At 62.5% G+C, this 24,859-nt stretch carries 22 protein-coding genes; 21 read left to right on the top strand and 1 reads right to left on the bottom strand.

What is annotated here, in order from left to right; translation table 11 throughout:
• Window positions 1–73 precede the first annotated feature (73 nt).
• The 15 genes from bamA to ispD all read left to right on the top strand — a co-directional run bounded on the left by bamA (window position 74) and on the right by ispD (window position 18,579).
• Window positions 74–2,446: an outer membrane protein assembly factor BamA gene (bamA, locus tag ASF66_RS10960; protein WP_056843851.1), complete on the top strand. Its 2,373-nt coding sequence runs from the start codon at window positions 74–76 to the stop codon at window positions 2,444–2,446.
• 44 nt (window positions 2,447–2,490) lie between these two features.
• Window positions 2,491–3,006 (top strand): OmpH family outer membrane protein, encoded by a 516-nt coding sequence (locus ASF66_RS10955; protein ID WP_049862282.1) that lies wholly within the window; start codon window positions 2,491–2,493, stop codon window positions 3,004–3,006.
• A gap of 1 nt (window position 3,007) precedes the next feature.
• On the top strand, window positions 3,008–4,063 hold the full coding sequence (gene lpxD / locus ASF66_RS10950) for a UDP-3-O-(3-hydroxymyristoyl)glucosamine N-acyltransferase (protein ID WP_056843850.1): 1,056 nt from the start codon (window positions 3,008–3,010) through the stop codon (window positions 4,061–4,063).
• A 111-nt stretch (window positions 4,064–4,174) separates the two neighbouring features.
• On the top strand, window positions 4,175–4,615 hold the full coding sequence (fabZ, locus tag ASF66_RS10945) for a 3-hydroxyacyl-ACP dehydratase FabZ (protein ID WP_043185101.1): 441 nt from the start codon (window positions 4,175–4,177) through the stop codon (window positions 4,613–4,615).
• Complete coding sequence (gene lpxA, locus ASF66_RS10940) at window positions 4,612–5,388, top strand: acyl-ACP--UDP-N-acetylglucosamine O-acyltransferase (protein WP_043185103.1); 777 nt, start codon at window positions 4,612–4,614, stop codon at window positions 5,386–5,388. Before fabZ ends, lpxA begins: the two co-directional genes overlap by 4 nt.
• Window positions 5,388–6,533, top strand: coding sequence for a lipid-A-disaccharide synthase (lpxB, locus tag ASF66_RS10935; protein ID WP_056843849.1), 1,146 nt, complete (start codon window positions 5,388–5,390; stop codon window positions 6,531–6,533). Before lpxA ends, lpxB begins: the two co-directional genes overlap by 1 nt.
• Before the next feature lie 22 nt (window positions 6,534–6,555).
• Window positions 6,556–7,185: a ribonuclease HII gene (rnhB, locus tag ASF66_RS10930; protein ID WP_056843949.1), complete on the top strand. Its 630-nt coding sequence runs from the start codon at window positions 6,556–6,558 to the stop codon at window positions 7,183–7,185.
• A gap of 71 nt (window positions 7,186–7,256) precedes the next feature.
• Window positions 7,257–10,778 (top strand): DNA polymerase III subunit alpha, encoded by a 3,522-nt coding sequence (dnaE, locus tag ASF66_RS10925; protein ID WP_056843848.1) that lies wholly within the window; start codon window positions 7,257–7,259, stop codon window positions 10,776–10,778.
• A gap of 141 nt (window positions 10,779–10,919) precedes the next feature.
• Entirely contained in the window at window positions 10,920–11,867 is a 948-nt protein-coding gene (locus ASF66_RS10920; protein WP_043185110.1) for an acetyl-CoA carboxylase carboxyltransferase subunit alpha, read from the top strand.
• A 216-nt stretch (window positions 11,868–12,083) separates the two neighbouring features.
• Entirely contained in the window at window positions 12,084–13,388 is a 1,305-nt protein-coding gene (gene tilS, locus ASF66_RS10915; protein WP_056843847.1) for a tRNA lysidine(34) synthetase TilS, read from the top strand.
• A gap of 169 nt (window positions 13,389–13,557) precedes the next feature.
• Window positions 13,558–15,189 (top strand): CTP synthase, encoded by a 1,632-nt coding sequence (locus tag ASF66_RS10910; protein WP_049862275.1) that lies wholly within the window; start codon window positions 13,558–13,560, stop codon window positions 15,187–15,189.
• A 5-nt stretch (window positions 15,190–15,194) separates the two neighbouring features.
• Complete coding sequence (kdsA, locus tag ASF66_RS10905) at window positions 15,195–16,040, top strand: 3-deoxy-8-phosphooctulonate synthase (protein ID WP_049862274.1); 846 nt, start codon at window positions 15,195–15,197, stop codon at window positions 16,038–16,040.
• A gap of 168 nt (window positions 16,041–16,208) precedes the next feature.
• The gene (gene eno, locus ASF66_RS10900; RefSeq protein WP_049862273.1) at window positions 16,209–17,498 is read left to right on the top strand and encodes a phosphopyruvate hydratase; all 1,290 of its coding nucleotides are present in this window, start codon (window positions 16,209–16,211) and stop codon (window positions 17,496–17,498) included.
• Between the two features lie 98 nt (window positions 17,499–17,596).
• The gene (gene ftsB, locus ASF66_RS10895) at window positions 17,597–17,875 is read left to right on the top strand and encodes a cell division protein FtsB (protein ID WP_043185120.1); all 279 of its coding nucleotides are present in this window, start codon (window positions 17,597–17,599) and stop codon (window positions 17,873–17,875) included.
• On the top strand, window positions 17,872–18,579 hold the full coding sequence (gene ispD / locus ASF66_RS10890) for a 2-C-methyl-D-erythritol 4-phosphate cytidylyltransferase (RefSeq protein WP_056843846.1): 708 nt from the start codon (window positions 17,872–17,874) through the stop codon (window positions 18,577–18,579). Before ftsB ends, ispD begins: the two co-directional genes overlap by 4 nt.
• Window positions 18,580–18,616: 37 nt before the next feature.
• Here the strand turns inward: ispD and ASF66_RS10885 are convergent, their stop codons facing one another.
• Complete coding sequence (locus tag ASF66_RS10885; RefSeq protein ID WP_049862271.1) at window positions 18,617–19,510, bottom strand: LysR family transcriptional regulator; 894 nt, start codon at window positions 19,508–19,510, stop codon at window positions 18,617–18,619.
• Window positions 19,511–19,616: 106 nt separating this feature from the next.
• On the opposite strand from ASF66_RS10885, the gene ASF66_RS10880 reads away from it, so the two are divergent.
• The 6 genes from ASF66_RS10880 to ASF66_RS10855 all read left to right on the top strand — a co-directional run bounded on the left by ASF66_RS10880 (window position 19,617) and on the right by ASF66_RS10855 (window position 24,722).
• The gene (locus ASF66_RS10880) at window positions 19,617–20,729 is read left to right on the top strand and encodes an S-(hydroxymethyl)glutathione dehydrogenase/class III alcohol dehydrogenase (protein WP_043185129.1); all 1,113 of its coding nucleotides are present in this window, start codon (window positions 19,617–19,619) and stop codon (window positions 20,727–20,729) included.
• 8 nt (window positions 20,730–20,737) lie between these two features.
• The gene (fghA, locus tag ASF66_RS10875; protein ID WP_056843845.1) at window positions 20,738–21,580 is read left to right on the top strand and encodes an S-formylglutathione hydrolase; all 843 of its coding nucleotides are present in this window, start codon (window positions 20,738–20,740) and stop codon (window positions 21,578–21,580) included.
• 205 nt (window positions 21,581–21,785) lie between these two features.
• The gene (ispF, locus tag ASF66_RS10870; protein ID WP_049862269.1) at window positions 21,786–22,259 is read left to right on the top strand and encodes a 2-C-methyl-D-erythritol 2,4-cyclodiphosphate synthase; all 474 of its coding nucleotides are present in this window, start codon (window positions 21,786–21,788) and stop codon (window positions 22,257–22,259) included.
• Window positions 22,256–23,314 carry a tRNA pseudouridine(13) synthase TruD gene (truD, locus tag ASF66_RS10865; protein WP_056843844.1) on the top strand — a complete coding sequence of 353 codons (1,059 nt, stop codon included), beginning with the start codon at window positions 22,256–22,258 and terminating at the stop codon, window positions 23,312–23,314. Before ispF ends, truD begins: the two co-directional genes overlap by 4 nt.
• Window positions 23,302–24,051, top strand: a complete 750-nt coding sequence (surE, locus tag ASF66_RS10860) for a 5'/3'-nucleotidase SurE (protein WP_056843843.1) — start codon at window positions 23,302–23,304, stop codon at window positions 24,049–24,051. Before truD ends, surE begins: the two co-directional genes overlap by 13 nt.
• 35 nt (window positions 24,052–24,086) lie before the next feature.
• Window positions 24,087–24,722: a protein-L-isoaspartate(D-aspartate) O-methyltransferase gene (locus ASF66_RS10855; protein ID WP_162240085.1), complete on the top strand. Its 636-nt coding sequence runs from the start codon at window positions 24,087–24,089 to the stop codon at window positions 24,720–24,722.
• The last annotated feature ends 137 nt before the right edge of the window (window positions 24,723–24,859 follow it).

Here is a 24,859-nt window from a genome sequence, read left to right as displayed (position 1 = left end):
CGCTTCGCTCGTTCGCGAACCTGCCGCTTTTGCGGCAGTTTGTTTATTGCCAGTTGGAATAAGAAAGGACTTCATGAAACGTCTGCTGCTAACTGCGGCTCTTGCCGTACTGATGATCGCTGAAGTTCACGCCGCGTCCTTCACCATCTCCGATATTCGTGTCAACGGTCTGCAGCGGGTTTCCGCCGGCAGCGTGTTTGGCGCGTTGCCGTTGAACGTAGGTGACCAGGCCGACGACGGTCGCCTGGTGGAATCGACCCGTGCACTCTTTAAAACCGGGTTCTTCCAGGATATCCAACTGGGCCGGGACGGTAATGTCCTGGTGATCACCGTGGTCGAACGACCTTCGGTGGCCAGTATCGACATCGAAGGCAACAAGGCCATCTCCACCGAAGACCTGATGAAGGGCCTCAAGCAGTCCGGCCTGGCCGAAGGCGAGATCTTCCAGCGTGCGACCCTCGAAGGCGTGCGCAACGAGTTGCAGCGCCAGTACGTCGCCCAGGGTCGCTACTCGGCGTCGGTCGACACCGAAGTGGTCACCCAGCCGCGCAACCGCGTGGCCCTGAAGATCAACATCAACGAAGGCACGGTCGCGGCCATCCAGCACATCAACGTGGTGGGCAACTCGGTGTTCCCCGAGGAAGACCTGACCGACCTGTTCGAACTCAAGACGTCCAACTGGCTGTCGTTCTTCCGCAACGACGACAAGTACGCACGCGAAAAGCTGTCCGGTGACCTGGAGCGTCTGCGTTCCTACTACCTGGACCGCGGCTACATCAACATGGACATCGCGTCCACCCAGGTATCGATCACCCCGGACAAGAAGCACGTCTACATCACCGTCAACGTCAACGAAGGTGAAAAGTACACCGTTCGCGACGTCAAGCTCAGCGGTGACCTGAAAGTGCCTGAAGATCAGGTCCAGCAGCTGATGCTGGTGAAGAAGGGCCAGGTGTTCTCGCGCAAGGTCATGACCTCGACTTCCGAGTTGATCACCCGCCGCCTGGGTAACGACGGCTACACCTTCGCCAACGTCAACGGCGTGCCTCAGCCGCACGACGAAGACCACACCGTCGACATCACCTTCGTGGTCGATCCGGGCAAGCGTGCCTACGTCAACCGCATCAACTTCCGTGGCAACACCAAGTCGGAAGACGAAGTGCTGCGTCGCGAGATGCGCCAGATGGAAGGCGGCTGGGCCTCGACCTACCTGATCGACCAATCCAAGACCCGCCTCGAGCGCCTCGGCTTCTTCAAGGAAGTGAACGTCGAGACCCCGGCCGTGCCCGGTACCGATGACCAGGTCGACGTCAACTATGCCGTGGAAGAGCAGGCGTCGGGTTCCATCACCGCCAGCGTCGGCTTCGCCCAGAGCGCCGGTCTGATCCTGGGTGGTTCGATCAGCCAGAACAACTTCCTGGGTACCGGTAACCGCGTGTCGATCGGCTTGACCCGCAGCGAGTACCAGAGCCGCTACAACTTCAGCTACACCGACCCCTACTACACGCCGGACGGCGTCAGCCTGGGCTACAACGCGTTCTACCGCACCACCGACTATGACGACCTCGACGTCGACGTGGCCAGCTACGCGGTGGACAGCCTGGGCGCCGGCATGAACTTCGGCTACCCGATCAGTGAAACCTCGCGCCTGACCTTTGGCCTGAGCGTGCAGAACGACAAGATCAAGACCGGTAAATACACCGTTGAAGAGATTTTCGACTTCATCGAGAAGGAAGGTGAGAACTTCACCAACTTCAAGGCTTCGGCCGGCTGGTCTTCGTCAACGCTGAACAAGGGTGTGCTGCCGACCCGCGGTGCCTCGCAAAGCCTGACCGGTGAAGTCACCATTCCGGGCAGCGACCTGTCGTTCTTCAAGATCGACTATCGCAACCAGGCGTTCGTGCCGGTCACCGAAAACTACACCATGCGCTTCCACACCGAGCTGGGTTACGGTGACGGCTATGGTTCTACGGACGGCCTGCCGTTCTACGAGAACTACTACGCAGGTGGTTTCAACTCGGTACGTGGCTTCAAGGACAGTACGCTTGGCCCGCGCAGTACACCTAGCCAGGAAAACTTTCGTCGCGGCACACTCGCAGATCCGGACCAGGATCCACTGGCCTTCGGTGGCAACGTACAGATCACCGGTGGTGCCGAAGTCCTGTTTCCGCTGCCGTTCGTGAAGGATCAGCGCTCATTGCGTACTTCCCTGTTCGTCGACGTTGGTAACGTATTCGATACCAACTGCAACGACAGCAAAACCGCAACCGGTGAAACCGTCCGCTGCAACGACATCGACATCGCCAACATGGCCGTCTCTGCCGGTTTGGGTGTGACCTGGATCACCGCCCTGGGCCCGTTGAGCTTCAGTCTGGCAATGCCGGTCAAGAAACCTGACAACGCCGAAACCCAAGTCTTCCAATTCTCTCTGGGTCAGACCTTCTAAGGTCTGCTCCTTGGCAACAACAACGGATTTTGTAGGAGTTTATTGTGCGCAAGTTGACTCAAATGGTTGTTCTGGCCGCGACCCTCGCCGCCTCACTGGGTGCCACTCCGGCTTTCGCTGACATGAAAATTGCCGTTCTGAACTATCAGATGGCACTGCTCGAGTCTGACGCGGCCAAGAAGTATGCCGTCGATGCCGAGAAGAAATTCGGTCCGCAGTTGAGCAAGCTCAAGACCCTGGAAAGCAGTGCCAAGAGCATTCAGGACCGCCTGGTCGCCGGTGGCGACAAGATGGCTCAGCCTGAGCGCGAGCGCCTGGAACTCGAATTCAAGCAGAAAGCCCGCGACTTCCAGTTCCAGTCCAAGGAACTGAACGAAGCCAAGGCCGTTGCCGATCGCGAAATGCTCAAGCAGCTCAAGCCCAAGCTTGATGGCGCCGTCGAAGAAGTCATCAAGAAAGGTGCCTTCGACCTGGTGCTGGAGCGCGGTGCGGTGATTGATGTCAAACCTCAGTTCGACATCACTCGCCAGGTCATCGAGCGCATGAATCAGTCGCGCTGATATGACAGCGACCATGAAGCTCGGTCAACTGGCCGAGTTCCTGGGCGCCACGGTCAGTGGCGACCCGGAGAAGATCATCACTGGGCTGGCCACCTTGCAGGAGGCCGGCCCAGCTCAGCTGAGCTTTCTGGCCAATCCGCAGTACCGCAAGTTTCTGCCCGACAGCCACGCCGGGGCCGTACTGCTCAAGGCCGCTGACGCCGAAGGGTTCAAGGGCGACGCGCTGATCGTTCCCGACCCATATCTGGCCTATGCGCGCATCTCCCACTTGTTCGATCCCAAGCCCCGCGCCAGCACTGGTGTGCACCCTACTGCGGTCATCGCTGCCGATGCCCAGGTCGATGCTGCTGCCAGTGTCGGGCCGTTCGCGGTCGTGGAGAGCGGAGCCAGGATCGCGGCCGGTGTGACCGTCGGTGCGCACTGTTTCATCGGTGCACGCTGCGAGATCGGCGAGGGCGGCTGGTTGGCGCCCCGGGTCACGCTCTATCACGACGTGCGCATCGGTAAGCGAGTAGTCATCCAATCCGGTGCCGTGCTGGGTGGCGAGGGCTTCGGCTTTGCCAACGAGAAAGGCGTTTGGCAGAAGATCGCCCAGATCGGCGGCGTTAGCATCGGCGACGACTGCGAGATCGGTGTAAATACCGCCATCGACCGTGGTGCACTGGCCGATACCGTGATCGGCAATGGCGTGAAGCTCGATAACCAGATCCAGATTGCCCACAACGTGCAGATTGGCGACAACACCGCCATGGCAGCCTGCGTTGGCATTTCGGGAAGCAGCAAGATCGGCAAGAATTGCATGCTCGCAGGCGGTGTAGGCCTGGTCGGGCACATCGAGATCTGCGATGGGGTATTCATCACTGGCATGACCATGGTGACCCATTCGATCACCGAGCCGGGTGCCTATTCCTCGGGTACGGCGATGCAGCCGGCAGCCGAGTGGCGCAAGAGCGCTGCGCGATTGCGGCATCTGGATGACATGGCTCGGCGCCTCAAGCAGGTGGAAAAGCATGTCGAGGCAGTGACCCAAGGCGGTAAAGCGTCATCTGATGGCTGATACCTTTTCCATATCAAGTGTGCCCAGCCGCTAGACTGCCCCTTGATTTGCAATAGGAGTGTCGCGCGTCAGCCGCGCGCTCCCTATCTTTACTACAGGCTTCCCCCCGAAATGATGGACATCAACGAGATTCGCGAATACCTGCCGCACCGCTATCCCTTCCTGTTGGTGGATCGGGTCGTGGAGCTGGACGTCGAAAGCCAGAGCATTCGCGCCTACAAGAATGTCAGCATCAACGAGCCGTTCTTCAATGGTCACTTTCCCGCGCACCCGATCATGCCGGGCGTGCTGATCATCGAGGCCATGGCCCAGGCCGCCGGTATTCTCGGTTTCAAGATGCTCGACGTGAAACCGGCCGACGGCACGCTGTACTACTTCGTGGGTTCGGACAAGCTGCGTTTCCGCCAGCCTGTGCTGCCGGGTGATCAGTTGATCCTGGAAGCCAAGTTCATCAGTTGCAAGCGCCAGATCTGGAAGTTCGACTGCAAGGCTTCGGTCGATGGCAAGCCGGTCTGCTCGGCCGAGATCATCTGTGCGGAACGCAAGCTATGAGTTTGATTGACCCTCGCGCCATCATCGATCCGTCCGCCGTATTGGCAGATGGCGTCGAAGTCGGCCCTTGGTCGATCGTTGGTGCGGGCGTGGAAATTGGCGAAGGCACCGTGATCGGGCCTCACGTCATTCTCAAGGGGCCGACCCGCATCGGCAGGCACAATCGCATCTACCAGTTTTCCTCGATCGGGGAAGACACGCCGGACCTCAAGTACAAAGGCGAGGAAACCCGCCTGGTCATCGGTGACCACAACGTGATCCGCGAAGGTGTGACCATCCACCGTGGCACCGTGCAGGACCGCGCCGAAACCACCTTGGGCGACCATAACCTGATCATGGCCTACGCCCATATCGGGCACGACAGCGTGATCGGCAACCACTGCATTCTGGTCAACAACACGGCCCTGGCTGGCCATGTGCATGTTCACGACTGGGCGATCCTCTCCGGCTTCACCTTGGTTCACCAGTACTGCCACATTGGCGCCCACAGCTTTTCGGGCATGGGTACCGCCATCGGCAAGGATGTGCCGGCCTATGTCACGGTGTTCGGCAACCCGGCCGAAGCTCGCAGCATGAATTTCGAAGGCATGCGCCGCCGCGGTTTCAGCGACGAAGCGATCCACGCGCTGCGCCGTGCCTACAAGACGGTTTATCGTCGTGGCCTGACCGTCGAGCAGGCCCTGCTCGATCTGGAAGAACCTGCGCGGCTGCACCCTGAAGTCGACGTGTTCCTCAAGTCGATCCAGTCCTCGACTCGCGGCATCACCCGCTGATGTCTTACCCCGCACCGCTGACCGTGGCACTGGTGGCAGGCGAAGCCAGTGGCGATATCCTGGGTTCCGGGCTGATGCGTGCGCTCAAGGCGCGCCATCCGTATGTCCAGTTCATCGGTGTCGGCGGCCCGCTGATGGAAGCCGAAGGACTGGTCAGTCGCTTCCCGATGGAGCGCCTAGCAGTGATGGGCCTGGTCGAAGTGCTGGGTCGTCTGCGCGAACTGCTGGCGCGGCGCAAGCAGCTGATTGCCGAGCTGATTGCCTGCAAGCCGGACGTGTTCATCGGCATCGACGCACCCGACTTCACCCTGAACATCGAACTCAAGCTGCGCCAGGCCGGGATCAAGACCGTGCACTACGTGAGCCCCTCGGTCTGGGCATGGCGGCAGAAGCGTGTATTGAAGATTCGCCAGGGTTGCGACCTTATGCTCACGTTGCTGCCCTTCGAGGCTCGCTTCTACGAGGAGCAGGGCGTGCCGGTGCGTTTCGTCGGTCACCCGTTGGCCGATACCATCGCCCTGCAGGCGGACCGTAGCCAGGCCCGCACCCAGCTGGGCCTGGCCGGCGAGTTCCCGCTGGTGGCCTTGATGCCCGGCAGTCGTGGTGGGGAAGTCGGCCGCTTGGGCGAGTTGTTCCTCGACAGTGCCCAGTTGCTGTTGCAGTCGAAACCGGATGCACGCTTCGTGATTCCCTGTGCCAACCCACAGCGGCGGGCGCAACTGGAGCAGATGCTTGCGGGCCGCACGCTGCCGGTGACCTTGCTCGACGGCGACTCGCACACGGCGCTGGCTGCCTGTGACGCGGTATTGATCGCTTCCGGTACGGCCACTTTGGAAGCTTTGCTGTACAAGCGCCCGATGGTGGTTGCGTATCGACTGGCGCCCCTGACGTACTGGATTCTCAAGCGCATGGTCAAGAGCCCCTACGTGTCGTTGCCCAACCTCCTGGCCCAGCGCATGCTGGTGCCCGAGCTGCTGCAGGATGACGCTACGCCCCAGGCGCTGGTCGAGCGCTTGCTGCCGCTGCTGGCCGGTGGCGAGGAGCAGACCAGCGGTTTCGACGCGATTCACCGCACGCTGCGCCGCGACGCCTCCAACCAGGCGGCCGACGCCGTGCTGCAACTGATAGGCAGGAACGATGGCTAAGCCTCTACAGACAAGCAGGCAACTGCAAATGGGCCTGGATTTCGATCTGGTCGAAGAGTTGGTCGCCGGTGTCGATGAGGTCGGCCGTGGCCCGTTGTGTGGCGCGGTGGTGACGGCGGCGGTGATCCTCGATCCGCGTCGGCCGATCCTGGGCCTCAACGATTCGAAGAAACTCACCGAAGCGCGTCGCGAATTGCTCTACGACGAAATCTGCGAGAAAGCGCTGGCCTGGTGTATCGCCCGTGCCGAGGTCGAAGAGATCGACCGCCTGAACATTCTGCACGCGACCATGCTGGCCATGCAGCGGGCGGTACAGGGCCTGAGCATCACGCCAAAACTGGCGCTGATCGATGGCAATCGCTGCCCGCAACTGGATGTGCCAAGCGCCCCGGTGATCCAGGGCGACGCGAAGGTCCCGGCCATCGCCGCTGCTTCGATCCTGGCCAAGGTCAGTCGCGACCGGGAAATGTCCGCGTTCGAATTGATCTACCCGGGCTACGGCATGGGCGGGCACAAGGGCTACCCCACGCCGGTGCATCTGGAAGCCTTGGCGCGGCTGGGTCCGACGCCCATTCATCGGCGATCGTTCGCACCGGTCCGCGCGGCGTGGCAGGCTCGCGAAAGCATCGATCAAACCCCCGCCTGGGTCTAGCAGGCTGATGTTTTGATCAGGGCCCGGTACAATCCGGGCCTTGTCGTTTTACCCGTCACCATAGGATCAACATGTCGGTTTCCTTCGTTCATCTTCGCCTGCACACCGAATACTCGCTGGTCGACGGCCTGGTGCGGATCAAGCCGCTGGTCAAGGCGCTGGCCGGCATGAATATGCCAGCGGTGGCGGTGACCGACCAGAACAACATGTGTTCGCTGGTGAAGTTCTACAAGGCGGCCATGGGCGCCGGCATCAAGCCGATCTGTGGTGCTGACCTGTGGCTGGCCAATCGCGACCCCGACGGGCCCCTGAGCCGCATCAGCCTGCTGGCGATGAACGCGGTCGGCTATCGCAACATCACCGAGCTGATTTCCCGCGGTTTCATCGATGGCCAGCGCAATGGCCAGGTGATCGTCGAGCGGCAATGGGTCGCCGAAGCCAGCGAAGGGGTGATCTGCCTGTCGGCGGCCAAGGAGGGCGAGATCGGCATGGCCCTGTTGGGCGGCTACCCGGGCGATGCCGACAACCTGCTGCGCGAGTGGATGGCGGTGTTCCCCGAGCGCTTCTACGTCGAGGTGCAGCGGACCAACCGCACCAACGACGAAGAGTACCTGCACGCCGCCGTCGCTCTGGCCGACCGCCTGGGCGCCCCCCTGGTCGCCACTAACGATGTACGCTTCATCAAGCAGGAAGACTTCGAGGCCCACGAGACGCGCGTGTGCATTGGTGAAGGCCGGGCGCTGGACGACCCGCGCCGCAACAAGAACTACAGCGACCAGCAGTACCTCAAAAGCGCCGAGGAGATGGCCGAGCTGTTCAGCGACCTGCCCGAGGCGCTGGAAAACACCGTCGAGATCGCCAAGCGGTGCAACATCGATGTCAAGCTGGGCAAGCACTTCCTGCCCGATTACCCGATCCCCGATGGCATGACCATCGATGAATATTTCCGCAAGGTCTCGTTCGACGGCCTGGAAGAGCGCCTGGCCGTGCTGCTGCCCAAGGACACCACCGAGAACTACGAAGCGCGCCGGCAGGTGTATGTCGACCGGCTGAATTTCGAGCTCGACATCATCATCCAGATGGGCTTTCCCGGTTACTTCCTGATCGTGATGGATTTCATCCAGTGGGCGAAGAACAACGGCGTGCCGGTGGGCCCGGGCCGGGGGTCGGGCGCAGGCTCTCTGGTGGCTTATGTACAAAAGATCACCGACCTTGATCCACTGGAATACGACCTGCTGTTCGAACGCTTCCTCAACCCCGAGCGGGTGTCCATGCCCGACTTCGACGTCGACTTCTGCATGGACGGTCGCGACCGGGTCATCGACTACGTGGCCGACAAGTACGGCCGCAACGCGGTCAGCCAGATCATCACCTTCGGCTCCATGGCGGCCAAGGCGGTGGTGCGCGACGTGGCGCGGGTACAGGGCAAATCCTACGGACTGGCTGATCGCCTGTCCAAGATGATCCCCTTCGAAGTCGGCATGACCCTGGAAAAGGCCTACGAGCAGGAAGAAATCCTGCGCGATTTCATCAAGATCGATGAAGAGGCGGCAGAAATCTGGGAAATGGCGCGCAAGCTCGAAGGCGTGGTGCGTAACGTCGGCAAGCACGCCGGGGGTGTGGTGATCGCGCCGACCAAGCTGACCGACTTCGCGCCGATCTACTGCGACGAGGCCGGTGACGGCCTGGTGACCCAGTTCGACAAGGATGACGTTGAAGCGGCCGGCCTGGTCAAGTTCGACTTCCTCGGCCTGCGTACCCTGACCATCATCGACTGGGCGCTGAAGACCATCAACCGCGACCGGGCCAAGGTCAACGAGGCGCCGCTGGACATCGCCTTCATTCCGCTCGACGACAAGCCGACCTACCAGTTGCTGCAGAAGGCCGAGACCACTGCCGTCTTCCAGCTCGAATCTCGCGGCATGAAGGAGCTGATCAAGAAGCTCAAGCCCGACTGCCTGGAAGACCTCATTGCACTGGTGGCGTTGTTCCGGCCAGGCCCGCTGCAATCGGGCATGGTGGACGACTTCATCAACCGCAAGCACGGTCGCGCCGAGCTGGCCTACCCGCATTCGGACTACCAGTACGAAGGTCTGAAACCGGTGCTGGCGCCCACCTACGGCATCATCCTGTATCAGGAACAGGTGATGCAGATCGCTCAGGTGATGGCAGGCTACACCCTCGGCGGCGCCGACATGTTGCGTCGCGCCATGGGCAAGAAGAAACCCGAAGAGATGGCCAAACAGCGTGGCGGCTTCATCGAAGGCTGTGCCACCAACAACATCGACCCGGACCTGGCGGGCAACATCTTCGACCTGGTGGAAAAATTCGCCGGCTACGGTTTCAACAAGTCCCACTCCGCCGCCTATGGCCTGGTGTCCTACCAGACCGCCTGGCTCAAGGCTCACTACCCGGCGCCGTTCATGGCCGCAGTGCTCTCGGCGGATATGCACAACACCGACAAGGTCGTGACCTTGATCGAAGAAGTGCGCACCATGAAGCTGCGCCTGGACGCGCCGGACGTGAACAACTCCGAGTTCAAGTTCACGGTCAACGACGATGGCCGCATCGTCTATGGGCTGGGCGCGATCAAAGGCGTGGGCGAGGGACCGGTGGAGGCGATCATCGAAGCCCGTCAGGCCGGCCCGTTCAAGGACCTGTTCGACTTCTGCGAGCGCGTCGATCTCAAGCGCATCAACAAACGCACACTCGACGGTCTGATCCGCAGCGGTGCGATTGATCGCCTGGGCCCGTATTTCCACGATGAGCCCAAAGCCTACCAAGCCAACATCGACCGCAATCGCGCGGTACTGTTGTCGGCCATGGAGGGCGCGATCAAGGCGGCGGAGCAGACCGCACGCACCCACGACAGCGGCCACGACGACCTCTTCGGCGGTGTGTTCGTCGAAGCGGACGCCGATGTCTATGCCGACCATCGCAAGGCCAAGGAGCTGACCCTCAAGGAGCGGCTGCGCGGCGAGAAGGAAACTCTGGGGCTGTACCTCACCGGGCACCCGATCGACGAATACGAAGGCGAGATCCGCCGCTTCGCTCGGCAGCGCATCATCGACCTCAAGCCTTCGCGCGAAACCCAGACCGTGGCCGGCATGGTCATCGCGTTGCGGGTGATGAAGAACAAGAAGGGCGACAAGATGGGCTTCATCACCCTCGACGACCGCTCGGCGCGCATCGAGGCCTCACTGTTCGCCGATGCCTTCATGTCCGCGCAATCGCTGTTGCAGACCGACGCGATGGTGGTGGTGGAAGGGGAGGTCAGCAACGATGACTTCTCCGGTGGCCTGCGCCTGCGCGTCAAGCGCGTGATGAGCATGGAAGATGCGCGCACCAACCTGGCCGAAAGCTTGCGTCTGAAGGTGCACGCCGACGGGCTGGGTGGCGATCGGCTCGACTGGCTAGGCGAATTGTGCCGTCAGCACCGCGGCGCCTGCCCGATCACCATGGAATACACCAGCAACGACGCCAAGGCGACGCTGCAGTTCGGCGAAGGCTGGCGGATCGACCCGGCCGACAGCTTGATTCAAGCGTTGCGTGACCAGTTCGGTCGCGAGAACGTCTTTCTGCAATATCGTTGAACTTGACCGTTGAGCTGGCCCCCGCGGGCCGGGCTCGACCACAATTAATAAACTCGACCTGAACGCGCCGTTTCCTTTAAGGTATGGCGCCAAACGGATCAACCGGCCGGCCGCTTGGCCGTCGACCCAAGACGGATGCCTATGAACCCGAATTTTCTTGATTTCGAACAGCCGATCGCTGACCTGCAAGCCAAGATCGAAGAGCTGCGCCTGGTAGGCAACGACAATTCGTTGAACATCGGCGACGAGATCTCTCGCCTGCAAGACAAGAGCAGCACGCTGACCGAAAGCATCTTCGGCAACCTGACCAGCTGGCAGATTGCCCGGCTGGCGCGTCACCCGCGCCGCCCGTACACCCTGGACTACATTCAGCACATCTTCACCGAGTTCGATGAGCTGCACGGCGACCGTCATTTCTCCGACGACGCCGCCATCGTCGGCGGTGTCGCTCGTCTCGACGAGCAGCCGGTGATGATCATCGGCCACCAGAAAGGCCGCGAAGTGCGCGAGAAGGTCCGTCGCAACTTCGGCATGCCGCGTCCGGAAGGCTACCGCAAGGCGTGCCGCCTGATGGAAATGGCCGAGCGCTTCAAGATGCCGATCCTCACCTTCATCGACACGCCGGGCGCGTACCCGGGCATCGATGCCGAAGAGCGCAACCAGAGCGAAGCGATCGCCTGGAACCTGCGCGTGATGGCACGCCTGAAAACACCGATCATCGCCACGGTGATCGGTGAAGGCGGTTCGGGTGGTGCATTGGCCATCGGTGTCTGCGATCAACTGAACATGTTGCAGTATTCGACCTATGCGGTGATTTCGCCGGAAGGTTGCGCGTCGATTCTGTGGAAGACGGCCGAAAAGGCGCCGGATGCCGCCGAAGCCATGGGCATCACGGCCGAGCGCTTGAACCACCTGGGCATTGTCGACAAGGTGATCGACGAGCCACTGGGTGGCGCCCATCGCGATCCGGTCGCCGCCTCGGCCCTGATCCGCGCCGAGCTGACCAGCCAACTGGACATGCTCAAGGGTTTCGACACCGAGACGTTGCTCAGCCGCCGGTATGACCGGTTGATGAGCTACGGGTTGTAAGGTTCGAGACCGAGGCGCGCCCTTCGCGGGCAGAGCCCGCTCCCACAAGTATGGGTTCACTCCGTCCACTGTGGGAGCGGGCTCTGCCCGCGAAGGGCGCACCGCCGATTCAAGGCCCAGCCCCGATCCGTGTGGGAGCGGGGCGGGCGGCTGAGTCCTCTGCCCGCGAAGGGAGCACCGCTCATACCTCGCCTTGCCCAGTGAGGGCCGCACCTTATGCGTGAATCCTCAGTCTTGATGCAACGATTACAGGCCCGGTTGCAACCCTACCTCTCAGCCCCTGCCTGGTACGTTGCCTTCTCCGGTGGCCTCGACTCCACTGTCCTGCTGCACCTGTTGGCCGGTCTGCCCCAGCGTCCGCCGCTGACTGCTCTTCATATCCATCACGGTCTGCAATCGGTCGCCGATACCTGGCCCGCACACTGCCAATCCCTGTGCGATCAGCTCGGTGTGCCGTTGCGCATTATCCGGGTGCAGGTCGAGAACGGCCCCAGCCTGGAACAAGCCGCGCGCCAGGCGCGCTACCGTGCTTTCGATGCGGTGCTCGGAGTCGGCGATGTCCTGTTCGCCGCCCAGCACCAGGATGATCAGGCAGAAACCCTGCTGTTTCGTCTGCTGCGCGGCGCGGGCGTGCGGGGACTTGCGGCGATGCCACATCAGCGACCGCAAGGGCAGGGGATCTTGGCCAGGCCGCTGCTCGATGAGCCTCGCAGCGAACTGGTCGCGTACGCTCGTGCCGAGGGCCTGGACTGGATCGACGACCCCTCCAACACCGATACCCGTTTTTCGCGCAATTACCTGCGCCGAGACGTGCTGCCCATGATCACGGCGCGCTGGCCCCAGGCGGCCGGCAGCATTGCCAGGGCCGCGGCCCATCTGGGCGAGGCAGCGCAGTTGCTGGAGGAACTGGCCGAAGCGGACCTGGAGCCTGCGCGCGTGTCGGTCGAGCATTCCTGGCTGTCCGTACCGAGCCTGGCCCTGGCGCCGCTGCAAGCGCTGTCCAACAGCCGTCAGCGCAATGCTCTGCAGTTCTGGCTGGCACGCCTGACGCGCCTGCCCGACACCCAGCACTGGGTCGGATGGACATCCTTGCGCGACGCCGATGCCGCAGCCACGCCCGTCTGGCGACTGACCGACGGCGAGCTGCACAGGGCCCACGGACGGATCTGGTGGGTCAGTGGCCAATGGTCGCAGGCTCAGCCTGCGGTCCAAACATGGCCGCGTCTTGAGCAGGCCTTGCAACTGCCGGGTAACGGTGAGGTGCGATGGCAGGGCAGTCCGCCGTCCGGTCAGGCGCAGATTCGCTACCGCCAGGGCGGCGAAGGCCTGCGGTTGCCCGCTCGCGGGCAGCGAGACCTCAAACGCCTGCTCAATGAAAGCCGCCTGCCAGGCTTCGTGCGTGATCGCCTGCCCCTGCTGTTCGTCGACGACCATTTGGTGGCCGTGGCCAACCTGCCGCTGTCCAGTGTCGATGGCCACCTGTTGTGGTCGCCGCCGACCGGCGAGCAGAGTTTGAGATGAAAGGGGGAATCCGGTAGACTACGCTCCCTTCTTGATACAGCTTCTGTGAGCCCACCGGATTCACGGACGTTGCCGATTGCCAAACCGTTTTTGGCCGTCGGGGGCTTCGGCCTTCCTTCGCTTTCCCCGGCGGCTTCTGCCGCTTTAACGCAGACTTCTAGGGTTTTTCATGACGCGCTACATCTTCGTCACGGGCGGTGTTGTTTCTTCATTGGGGAAAGGCATTGCCTCGGCTTCATTGGCGGCCATCCTGGAGGCGCGGGGGCTCAAAGTCACCATGCTCAAGCTTGACCCGTACATCAACGTCGACCCGGGCACCATGAGCCCGTTCCAGCACGGTGAAGTGTTCGTCACCCACGACGGCGCCGAGACCGACCTGGACCTGGGGCACTACGAGCGGTTCATCCGCACGACCATGACCCAGAACAATAACTTCACCACCGGCCGCGTCTACGAGCACGTGTTGCGCAAGGAGCGTCGTGGTGACTACCTGGGCGCGACCATCCAGGTCATCCCGCACATCACCGACGAGATCAAGCGCCGCATCATCAAGGGCGCCGGCGATGCCGACGTGGCCATGGTCGAGATCGGCGGCACCGTGGGCGACATCGAATCGCAACCGTTCCTGGAGGCGATCCGCCAGCTGCGCTTCGAAGTCGGCGCCAAGCGCGCGATGCTGATGCACCTGACGCTGGTCCCGTACATCGCCACTGCCGGCGAGACCAAGACCAAGCCGACCCAGCATTCGGTCAAGGAGCTGCGCTCCATCGGCCTGCAGCCCGATGTGCTGGTGTGCCGCTCCGATCACCCGATCGACACCTCGTCGCGTCGCAAGATCGCGCAGTTCACCAACGTCGAAGAGCGCGCGGTCATCGCCCTGGAAGACGCCGACACCATCTACAAGATCCCGGGCATCCTGCACTCCCAGGGCCTGGACGATTTCGTCGTCGAGCGCTTCGGTCTGCAGTGCGGCAGCGCCGACCTCTCCGAGTGGGACGCGGTGGTCGATGCCAAGCTGAATCCGGAACACGAAGTGACCATCGCCATGGTCGGCAAGTACATGGAACTGCTCGATGCCTACAAGTCGCTGATCGAAGCGATGAGCCATGCCGGTATCAGCAATCGCACCAAGGTCAACCTGCGCTACATCGACTCCGAAGACATCGAGAATCAGGGCACTGCGCTGCTCGAAGGCGTGGACGCCATCCTGGTTCCCGGCGGCTTCGGTCTGCGCGGTGTGGAAGGCAAGATCACCGCCGTGCAGTACGCCCGCGAGAACAAGGTGCCGTACCTGGGCATCTGCCTGGGCATGCAGGTGGCCGTCATCGAATTCGCTCGTAACGTGATGGGCTGGAAAGACGCCAACTCCACCGAATTCGATCGCGCCAGCGGCCACCCGGTGGTCGGTCTGATCACCGAGTGGGAAGACGCCACCGGTGCCGTGGAAACCCGTACCGAAGCTTCCGATCTGGGCGGCACCATGCGCCTGGGTGCGCAGGACTGCCAGCTGATCAGCGGTTCCAAGGTGCACGATTGCTACGCCCGCGATGTGATCGTCGAGCGTCATCGTCATCGCTACGAAGTGAACAACAACCTGCTGCCGCAACTGGTCGACGCCGGCCTGGTGGTTTCCGGTCGTTCGGGTGATGGTGCGCTGGTCGAAGTGGTCGAGTCCAAGGATCACCCATGGTTCGTGGCCTGCCAGTTCCACCCCGAGTTCACCTCGACGCCGCGTGACGGTCACCCGCTGTTCAGCGGTTTCGTCAAGGCTGCATTGGCTCAACATCAGAAGAAGGCCTGATCCTCATGGCGCAGAAGATCATCCGCGTTGGCGACATCGAGATCGCCAACGACAAGCCATTCGTCCTGTTCGGCGGCATGAACGTGCTGGAATCGCGCGACATGGCCCTCAAGGTCTGTGAAGAATACGTGCGCGTGACCGACAAGCTCGGCATTCCCTACGTGTTCAAGGCCAGCTTCGACAAGGCCAACCGTTCTTCCGTGACCTCCTACCGCGGCCCCGGCCTGGAAGAGGGCATGCGCATCTTCGAAGAGATCAAGCAGACCTTCAATGTGCCGCTGATCACCGACGTCCATGAGCCTGCGCAGGCCGCCGTGGTCGCCGAAGTCTGCGACATCATTCAGCTGCCGGCCTTCCTGTCGCGCCAGACCGACCTGGTGGTCGCCATGGCCAAGACCGGTGCGGTCATCAACATCAAGAAGGCCCAGTTCTTGGCTCCGCAGGAAATGAAGCACATCCTGACCAAGTGCGAGGAAGCCGGTAACGATCAGTTGATCCTCTGCGAGCGTGGTTCGAGCTTCGGTTACAACAACCTGGTGGTGGACATGCTCGGCTTCGGCATCATGAAGTCGTTCCAATACCCGGTGTTCTTCGACGTCACCCATGCCCTGCAGATGCCGGGCGGTCGCAGCGACTCGGCCGGTGGGCGCCGTGCCCAGGTCACCGACCTGGCCAAGGCCGGCTTGAGCCAGGGCCTGGCAGGTCTGTTCCTGGAAGCCCATCCGGACCCGGACAACGCCAAGTGCGACGGTCCGTGCGCACTGCGTCTGGACAAGCTGGAGCCGTTCCTGGCCCAGCTCAAGGCGCTCGACGAACTGGTCAAAGGTTTCCCGGCGATCGAAACGGCCTGATTGCGGTAAAGTAGTGCCCGATTTGTTGTGGTGAACCCTTCGCGGGCAGAGACCCACTCCCACATCGATTCCTTGTGGGAGCGGGGCGGGCGGCGAGCCCTCTGCCCGCGAATGGGCCACCAAGACCCCCGCTGCGTCGTTCTCGTCTACTTTGGAGTGTTCATAACAATGGCAAAAATCGTCGACATCAAAGGTCGTGAAGTTCTCGACTCCCGTGGCAACCCTACCGTGGAAGCCGACGTGCTTCTGGAAAACGGCATCATCGGCACTGCCTGTGCACCGTCGGGCGCGTCCACCGGCTCGCGTGAAGCGCTGGAGCTGCGCGATGGCGACAAGAGCCGCTACCTGGGCAAGGGTGTTCTGAAAGCCGTGGCCAACATCAATGGCCCGATTCGCGATGCGCTGCTGGGCAAGGACCCGGTTGACCAGAAGGCACTGGACCACGCCATGATTGCCCTGGACGGAACCGAGAACAAGGCATCGCTGGGCGCCAACGCCATCCTCGCCGTGTCCCTGGCTGCCGCCAAGGCTGCCGCGCAGGACCAGGACCTGCCCCTCTACGCGCACATCGCCAACCTCAATGGCACCCCGGGCGTCTACTCCATGCCCGTGCCGATGATGAACATCATCAACGGTGGCGAGCACGCCGATAACAATGTCGACATCCAGGAATTCATGGTCCAGCCCGTTGGCGCCAAGACCTTTTCCGACGCCCTGCGCATGGGCACCGAAATCTTCCACCACCTCAAGGCGGTACTGAAGGCTCGCGGCCTGAGCACTGCGGTAGGTGACGAAGGTGGCTTCGCCCCTGACCTGGCCTCCAACGAAGACGCTCTGAGCGCCATTGCCGAAGCCGTCGAGAAGGCCGGCTACAAACTGGGCACCGACGTGACCCTGGCACTGGACTGCGCTGCCAGCGAATTCTTCGAAAACGGCACCTACGATCTGGCCGGTGAAGGCCACAAGTTCGACGCCGAAGGTTTCGCCGAATACCTCAAGGGCCTCACCGAGCGCTACCCGATCATCTCCATCGAAGACGGCCTGGACGAGTCCGACTGGGCTGGCTGGAAGATCCTCACCGACAAGATCGGCGAGAAAGTTCAGCTGGTAGGTGACGACCTGTTCGTGACCAACACCAAGATCCTCAAGGAAGGCATCGACAAGAAGATCGCCAACTCGATCCTGATCAAGTTCAACCAGATCGGCACCTTGACCGAAACCCTGGAAGCTATCCAGATGGCCAAGGCCGCAGGTTACACCGCGGTGATCTCGCACCGCTCCGGCGAAACCGAGGATTCGACCATTGCCGACCTGGCCGTGGGTACCGCTGCCGGGCAGATCAAGACCGGCTCGCTGTGCCGCTCCGACCGCGTTTCCAAGTACAACCAACTGCTGCGTATCGAAGAGCAATTGGGCGCCAAGGCGATCTACCGTGGTCGCGACGAGTTTCGCGGCTAAGCAATAGATGGTAGAAAGACGACATGCGGAGCCTGGCGGATGCCAGGCTTCGTGCTATCTGGTCGCAGAGTTGAAGTTTTTTACCACTGGGTAATGTGATGCGCAGTCCTTATTGGTTGTTTCTCGTCTTGCTTCTGCTCCTGGGTGGTTTGCAGTATCGCCTGTGGGTCGGAAACGGAAGTCTCAAGCAGGTAGCCGAGCTGAAACAGCAGATCGCCGAACAGCACGCCGAGAACGAGCGGCTGCTGGAACGCAATCGCGTGATGGACGCTGAAGTACTCGAATTGAAAAAGGGCATGGAGACCGTGGAAGAACGCGCTCGCCATGAACTGGGCATGGTCAAGGAGGGTGAAACCCTCTACCAGTTGGCCCAATGAAGACCTCGCTGCCAGCCTTCTGGGCAGTGATTCCCGCTGCGGGCGTAGGTGCGCGCATGGCGGCAGACCGTCCCAAGCAATACCTGAGCCTGGGCGGTCGTACCATTCTGGAACACAGCATCGATTGTTTCCTCGGGCATCCACAGCTCAAGGGCGTGATCGTCAGCCTCGCTGCCGATGATCCGTTCTGGCCCGAACTGCCCAGCGCGCGCAACGAATTGATCCAGCGGGTGGCCGGCGGCCGCGAGCGCGCCGATTCGGTGCTCAACGCGTTGCTGCATTTGCATGCCCAGGGTGCGGACGAAGGCGATTGGGTGCTGGTGCACGATGCGGCGCGTCCCAACCTGTCCCGCGCCGATCTGGACAAGCTGCTAGCCGAACTCGCCGACGACAGCGTGGGCGGGCTGCTGGCCGTACCGGCGCGGGACACGCTCAAGCGTGCCGATGCGACGGGGCGCGTTCAGCACACCGTGGATCGCAGCACGATCTGGCAGGCGTTCACGCCGCAGATGTTCCGCCTGGGCGCCCTGCATCGAGCACTGGCCGACAGCCTGGTGGCCGGCGTGGCCATCACCGACGAAGCCTCGGCCATCGAATGGGCCGGGTTTGCGCCGAAACTGGTCGAAGGCCGGGCGGACAACCTCAAGGTCACCCGACCGGAAGATCTCGAGTGGTTGCGTCAGCGTTGGGCCATGCGCGGCTGAGGCGCGCGCTGGCCTGGTTCGCGGCCGATGACCGCTTCTACAGATATTCCGGCCTCTCACTCAACCCTGTCCGCAGATAGTCCACCAGCTTTCTGACCTTCGGCGACAGGTGACGCTGTTGCGGATAAAGCCCCCATACCGCCGTATTGGGCGGCTGGTGGGCGTCCAGCAGCGATACCAGCGCACCGCTGCGCAGATGTTCGAGCACATAGTAGTCGGGCAACTGGCACAGCCCTACACCCTGCAACGCTGCTTCGAGCACCGCCTGACCGCTGTTGCAGCGCCAATTGCCTTGTACCCGCTGCGCCTGCTCCTTGCCATCGACCTGCAACGGCCAGATATCCGAGCTGCCCACCAGGCAATTGTGCCGCGCCAGTTCCGACACGCTGTGCGGACGGCCGTATCGCGCCAGGTACAAGGGTGAGGCGCAGAGGAACATCCGCCGTGGGGCCAGTCGTGTCGCTACCAGCCGTGAGTCTTGCAGGCGTCCCAGCCGGATGGCCAGATCCAGGCCCTCGTGCAGCAGGTCCAAGGTGCGGTTGCTCAGTTCGATGTCCACGCGCAGTTGCGGGTACAGCCCCATGAAGCGCGTGACCAACGGCACGATGAAGCGCTCGCCGTAGGCCACGGCACAGGTCAGGCGCAGCAGCCCCTTGGGTTCCCCGGTCAGATCGCTCATGGCACGCCAGGCTTCGTCGCGGCCATCCTGCAGGCGTTGGCAATGTTGCAGGAATGTCTGGCCCGCCTCGGTCAGCGCCACGCGCCGCGTGCTGCGGTAGAGCAGGCGCGTCTGCAGGCGTTCTTCCAACCGCGCGATCTGGCGGCTGACATGGGACGACGATACGCCCAGGCGCTGGGCCGCAGCGCTGAAATGAGCGCACTCGGCCACTGCGACGAACTCGTCGATCCCCTCCCAGCGGTTGTCACTCATCCGATTATCCCTGTACAGCATCAATGTTTTGCCGAAGGGGTGATTATTCCGTATTAGTCGATGAATTACACTGTGGTTAGTCCCGTTCATTTCAGGAGCAGCATTGATGATCAAGTCCCGCGCCGCCGTTGCATTCGAAGCCAACAAGCCGTTGGAAATCGTCGAGATCGACGTGGCCATGCCCAAGGCCGGTGAAGTCCTGCTGCGCGTGGTCGCGTCCGGCGTCTGCCACACCGACGCGTACACCCTGTCGGGCGCGGATCCGGAAGGTATCTTCCCGTCGGTACTGGGCCATGAAGGTGGCGCGATCGTCGAAGCCGTGGGCGAGGGCGTCACCTCGGTTGCGGTGGGTGATCACGTCATTCCGCTGTACACACCCGAGTGCCGTCAGTGCAAGTTCTGCAAGTCGGGCAAGACCAACCTCTGCCAGGCCATCCGCGCCACCCAGGGCAAGGGCCTGATGCCTGATGGCACCACGCGCTTCTCGTACAACGGCAAGGAACTGTTCCACTACATGGGGACTTCGACGTTCTCCGAGTACACCGTGCTGCCGGAGATCTCGGTGGCCAAGATCGACAAGCAGGCGCCCCTGGAAAAGGTCTGCCTGCTGGGCTGCGGCGTCACTACCGGTATCGGCGCGGTGCTCAACACGGCCAAGGTCAAGCCAGGCGACACCGTGGCCGTGTTTGGTCTGGGTGGCATCGGCTTGTCGGCCATCATCGGTGCGGTCAAGGCCAAGGCCGGTCGCATCATCGCCATCGACATCAACCCGAGCAAATTCGAGATCGCCCGTCAGCTGGGTGCCACCGACTGCATCAATCCCAAGGAATATGATCGTCCGATTCAGGAAGTCATCGTCGACCTCACCGACGGCGGCGTGGATTTTTCCTTCGAGTGCATCGGCAACGTGCAACTGATGCGTGCAGCCCTCGAATGCTGCCACAAGGGCTGGGGCGAATCGGTGATCATCGGTGTGGCAGGCGCCGGCCAGGAAATCGCCACGCGGCCATTCCAGCTGGTCACCGGTCGGGTCTGGCGCGGTTCGGCGTTCGGCGGCGTGCGCGGCCGGACCGAGTTGCCCAGCTATGTCGAAATGGCCGAGACCGGCGAAATCCCGTTGGACACCTTCATCACCCACACCATGGGCCTGGAAGACATCAACAAGGCCTTCGACCTGATGCACGAAGGCAAGAGCATCCGCTCGGTCATCCACTTCTGAGGTCTGCCATGAGCCTGGAAAACCTGTCGTGTCAGAAGAGCTTCGGCGGCTGGCACAAGCGTTACAAGCATCGTTCCAAAACGTTGAATTGCGACATGACCTTCGCCGTGTACCTGCCGCCGCAGGCCGAGGAGGGCGGCAAGTTGCCCGTGCTGTACTGGCTGTCGGGGCTGACCTGCACCGACGAGAACTTCATGCAGAAGGCCGGTGGCCTCAAGCTGGCCGCGGAACTGGGCCTGATCATCGTGGCGCCCGACACCAGCCCTCGCGGTGCCGAGGTGCCGGATGATCCGGAGAAGGCCTGGGATTTCGGTCTGGGTGCCGGGTTCTATCTGAACGCCACCGAACAGCCGTGGGCGCAGCACTACCGCATGCACGACTACGTGGTGCATGAGTTGCCTGACCTTGTGGAAGCGCACTTTCCCGCGTCGGACAAACGCTCGATCAGCGGCCACTCGATGGGCGGCCACGGTGCGCTGGTCTGCGCGCTGCGCAACCCAGGGCGCTACCGATCGATCTCGGCGTTTTCGCCCATCAGCAATCCGATGGATTGCCCGTGGGGGCAGAAAGCGTTTTCCCACTATCTGGGGGAAGAGCGCTCGCGCTGGCGCGAATGGGACGCCAGCGTGCTGATTGCCGATGCGGCGGAACATCTGCCGTTGCTGGTGGATCAGGGCGATCGCGACGACTTCCTCGAGAACCAGCTCAAGCCGCAGGCCTTGAGCCAGGCGGCAAAGGCTGCAGGCTATGCACTGACGCTGCGCATGCAGCCGGGCTATGACCACAGCTATTACTTCATCGCCAGCTTCATCGATGACCATTTGCGGCATCATGCCAAGGCCTTGGGGTGACTGGACGGGCCCTTTCGCGGGCAGAGGGCTCGCCGTCCGCCCCGCTCCTACAAGAGATGCAGTGGTCCTCAGAGCGGCGCGATCCCTGTGGGAGCGGGCTCTGCCCGCGAAAGGGCCATCACTATCATCGACAGATGTTTTGATCCGCCCAACCTGTGCCAAAGCAGGTAGAATCACGCCCTGACTCAATCAGGGCGTTTTTTCTATGCGTATTGGCCACGGCTACGACGTGCACCGATTCGCCGAGGGTGACTTCATTACCCTGGGCGGCGTGCGAATCCCTCACAAGTTCGGCCTGCTGGCTCATTCCGACGGCGATGTCGTGCTGCACGCCTTGAGCGATGCTTTGCTCGGCGCCGCTGCGCTGGGCGACATCGGCAAGCACTTTCCGGACACCGATCCGCAGTTCAAGGGCGCGGACAGCCGTGTGCTGCTGCGTCATGTGGTGTCGGTAGTGGCACAGAAAGGCTGGAAAGTCGGGAACGTCGACGCAACCATCGTGGCCCAGGCACCCAAGATGGCGCCGCACATCGAAACCATGCGGGAACGGATCGCCGCCGATCTGGGCGTGGAGCTGGACCAGGTCAACGTCAAGGCGACCACCACCGAGAAGCTGGGCTTCGCCGGGCGCGAGGAAGGTATCGCCGTGCATGCGGTCGCCTTGTTGCTGCGCGCATGACCGAACTCGAACTGCTCGGCCCGCGAGCTTCAGGCGACAGCCTGGGCAGCGCCGTACTCAAGGCCAGCGCCGAAGATTTCCAGGTCGATGAAGTGCTGGACATCCCCTTGTCCGGTCAGGGCGAGCACCTCTGGCTATGGGTCGAAAAACGCAACCTCAATACCGAAGAAGCGGCCCGCCGCCTGGCCAAGGCCGCTGGCGTACCGCTGCGCACCGTCAGCTACGCAGGCCTGAAGGACCGCCAGGCGCTGACCCGGCAGTGGTTCAGCCTGCATCTGCCTGGCAAGGCCGATCCGGACCTGAGTGCTGCGCAGAACGACACCTTGGTCATCCTCAAGCACGCCCGGCACTCGCGCAAATTGCAGCGCGGCGCCCACTCGGCCAACGGCTTCACCGTTCGCTTGACCGCGCTCAAGGCCGATCGCACAGCACTCGATGCGCGCCTTGAAGAAATCCGGCAGGCCGGCGTACCGAATTATTTCGGCACCCAGCGCTTCGGTTTTCAGGGCGGCAACCTGCACGACGCTCGGCAGTACGCCGAACGCCAGGCGCTGCCCGAGCAACGCAACGTGCGTTCGCGCCTGCTCTCCACGGCGCGCAGTTTTCTGTTCAACCAGATACTCGCCGCGCGTGTTGCTGACGGTACCTGGAACCGAGCCCAGGTCGGTGATTTGCTGGCCTTCACCGACAGCCGCAGTTTCTTTGTGGCCGGTGAAGCCGAGTGCAGCGACCCGCGACTGGACATCCTCGACCTGCACCCCACCGCAGCGCTGTGGGGCGAGGGCGCTTCGGCCGCCGGCGGCCATTGCGCCGACCTGGAAAACACCGTGGCCGGTCAGCATCCATCTCTCTGCGCCTGGCTCGCCCGGGCCGGTCTGGAGCAGGAGCGACGCATTCTGCGGCTGCCCATTGGCGAGCTGACGTGGCATTATCCCGAGCCTGACATCCTGCAGTTGCACTTCGTCCTGCCGGCCGGTTGCTTCGCCACTGTCGTGGTGCGCGAACTCGTCGATCTGGTGCCGACAGGGCAGACGGAAAGTCCATGCGTATTCTGATTTCCAACGATGATGGGGTCACCGCCCCCGGCCTCGCCGCGCTTCACGACGTGTTGCAGGGCTACGCCCAGTGCACGGTGATCGCCCCCGACCAGGACCGCAGCGGCGCCAGTAGTTCGCTCACGCTGGATCGGCCGCTGCACCCGCAGACCTTGCCGAACGGCTTCATCAGCGTCAACGGCACGCCCACCGACTGCGTGCACCTGGGCCTCAACGGCCTGTTGCCCTTCGAGCCGGATCTGGTGGTTTCAGGCATCAATCTGGGCGCCAACCTGGGCGACGACGTGCTGTATTCGGGCACTGTGGCCGCCGCCCTTGAAGGGCGCTTCCTGGGGCACACCTCGTTTGCCTTCTCGTTGCTGTCGCGTCAGTCCGAGCACCTGCCGACCGCTGCGTACTACGCGCGCAAGCTCATCGAGGCCCGTGACCAGTTGAATCTGCCGCCGCGTACCGTGCTCAACGTGAACATTCCCAACCTGCCGATCGACCGCATTCGCGGCATGGTCCTGACCCGTCTGGGCCATCGGGCCCGAGCCGCCGCACCGATCCGCATGGTCGACCCGCGCGGCAAGCCTGGCTACTGGATCGCGGTAGCCGGTGATGCCGAGGACGGCGGTCCTGGTACCGATTTCCATGCGGTGATGCAGGGCTACGTGTCGGTCACCCCGCTGCAACTGGACCGTACCTTCAACCAGGCCTTCGAACAGGTTCAAGGCTGGCTCGAGGGGCTCGCTTGATGCGTAATAGAGACAATCAGCACCACGGCATCGGCATGACCTCGCAACGCACCCGCGAGCGCCTGATCCAGCGGTTGTGCGACGAAGGCCTGGCCAATACCCAGGTGCTCGAAGTGCTGCGCCGCACGCCTCGCCACCTGTTCGTCGACGAAGCCCTTGCCCACCGCGCCTATGAAGACACGGCGCTGCCCATCGGCCACAACCAGACCATTTCCCAGCCCTATATGGTCGCGCGCATGAGCGAGCTGTTGCTCGCGGCGGGTCCCTTGGACAAGGTCATGGAGATCGGCACGGGTTCGGGCTATCAGACAGCCGTATTGGCCCAACTGGTCGAGCGGGTATTCTCCGTGGAGCGGATCAAGGTCCTGCAGGATCGCGCCAAGGAGCGCCTGCAGGCCCTCGATCAACGCAATGTGGTGTTCCGCTGGGGCGATGGCTGGGAGGGCTGGCCTGCGCTGGCGCCGTACAACGGCATCATCGTGACCGCCGTGGCAACCGATGTTCCGCAAGCCTTGCTCGATCAACTCGCGCTCGGTGGTCGGCTGGTGATTCCGGTAGGCTCCGGCGACGTCCAGCAATTGATGCTGATCGTACGCGAAGAGCACGGCTTCTCCCGGCATGTCCTGGAGGCGGTACGTTTCGTGCCGTTGCTCAACGGTCCGTTGGCGTGATCGGTGTGACCGTGCGGAGTGAATTCTGCTGCCCGCCGCCTGTCTGACAGCGGGTCGTGGCGCAGGTACGGCCAGAGCCTGCATCCAGGCGCGTCGAAGGCGAGCAGTGAAGTTGGATATTTTTTTGTCACCACAAC

The sequence above is a fragment of the Pseudomonas sp. Leaf129 genome, assembly GCF_001423465.1.
Taxonomy (GTDB): Bacteria; Pseudomonadota; Gammaproteobacteria; order Pseudomonadales; family Pseudomonadaceae; genus Aquipseudomonas; species Aquipseudomonas coleopterorum.
Note: the sequence above shows the minus strand (reverse complement) of the source record. Positions and strands in the feature narration are given on the sequence as shown.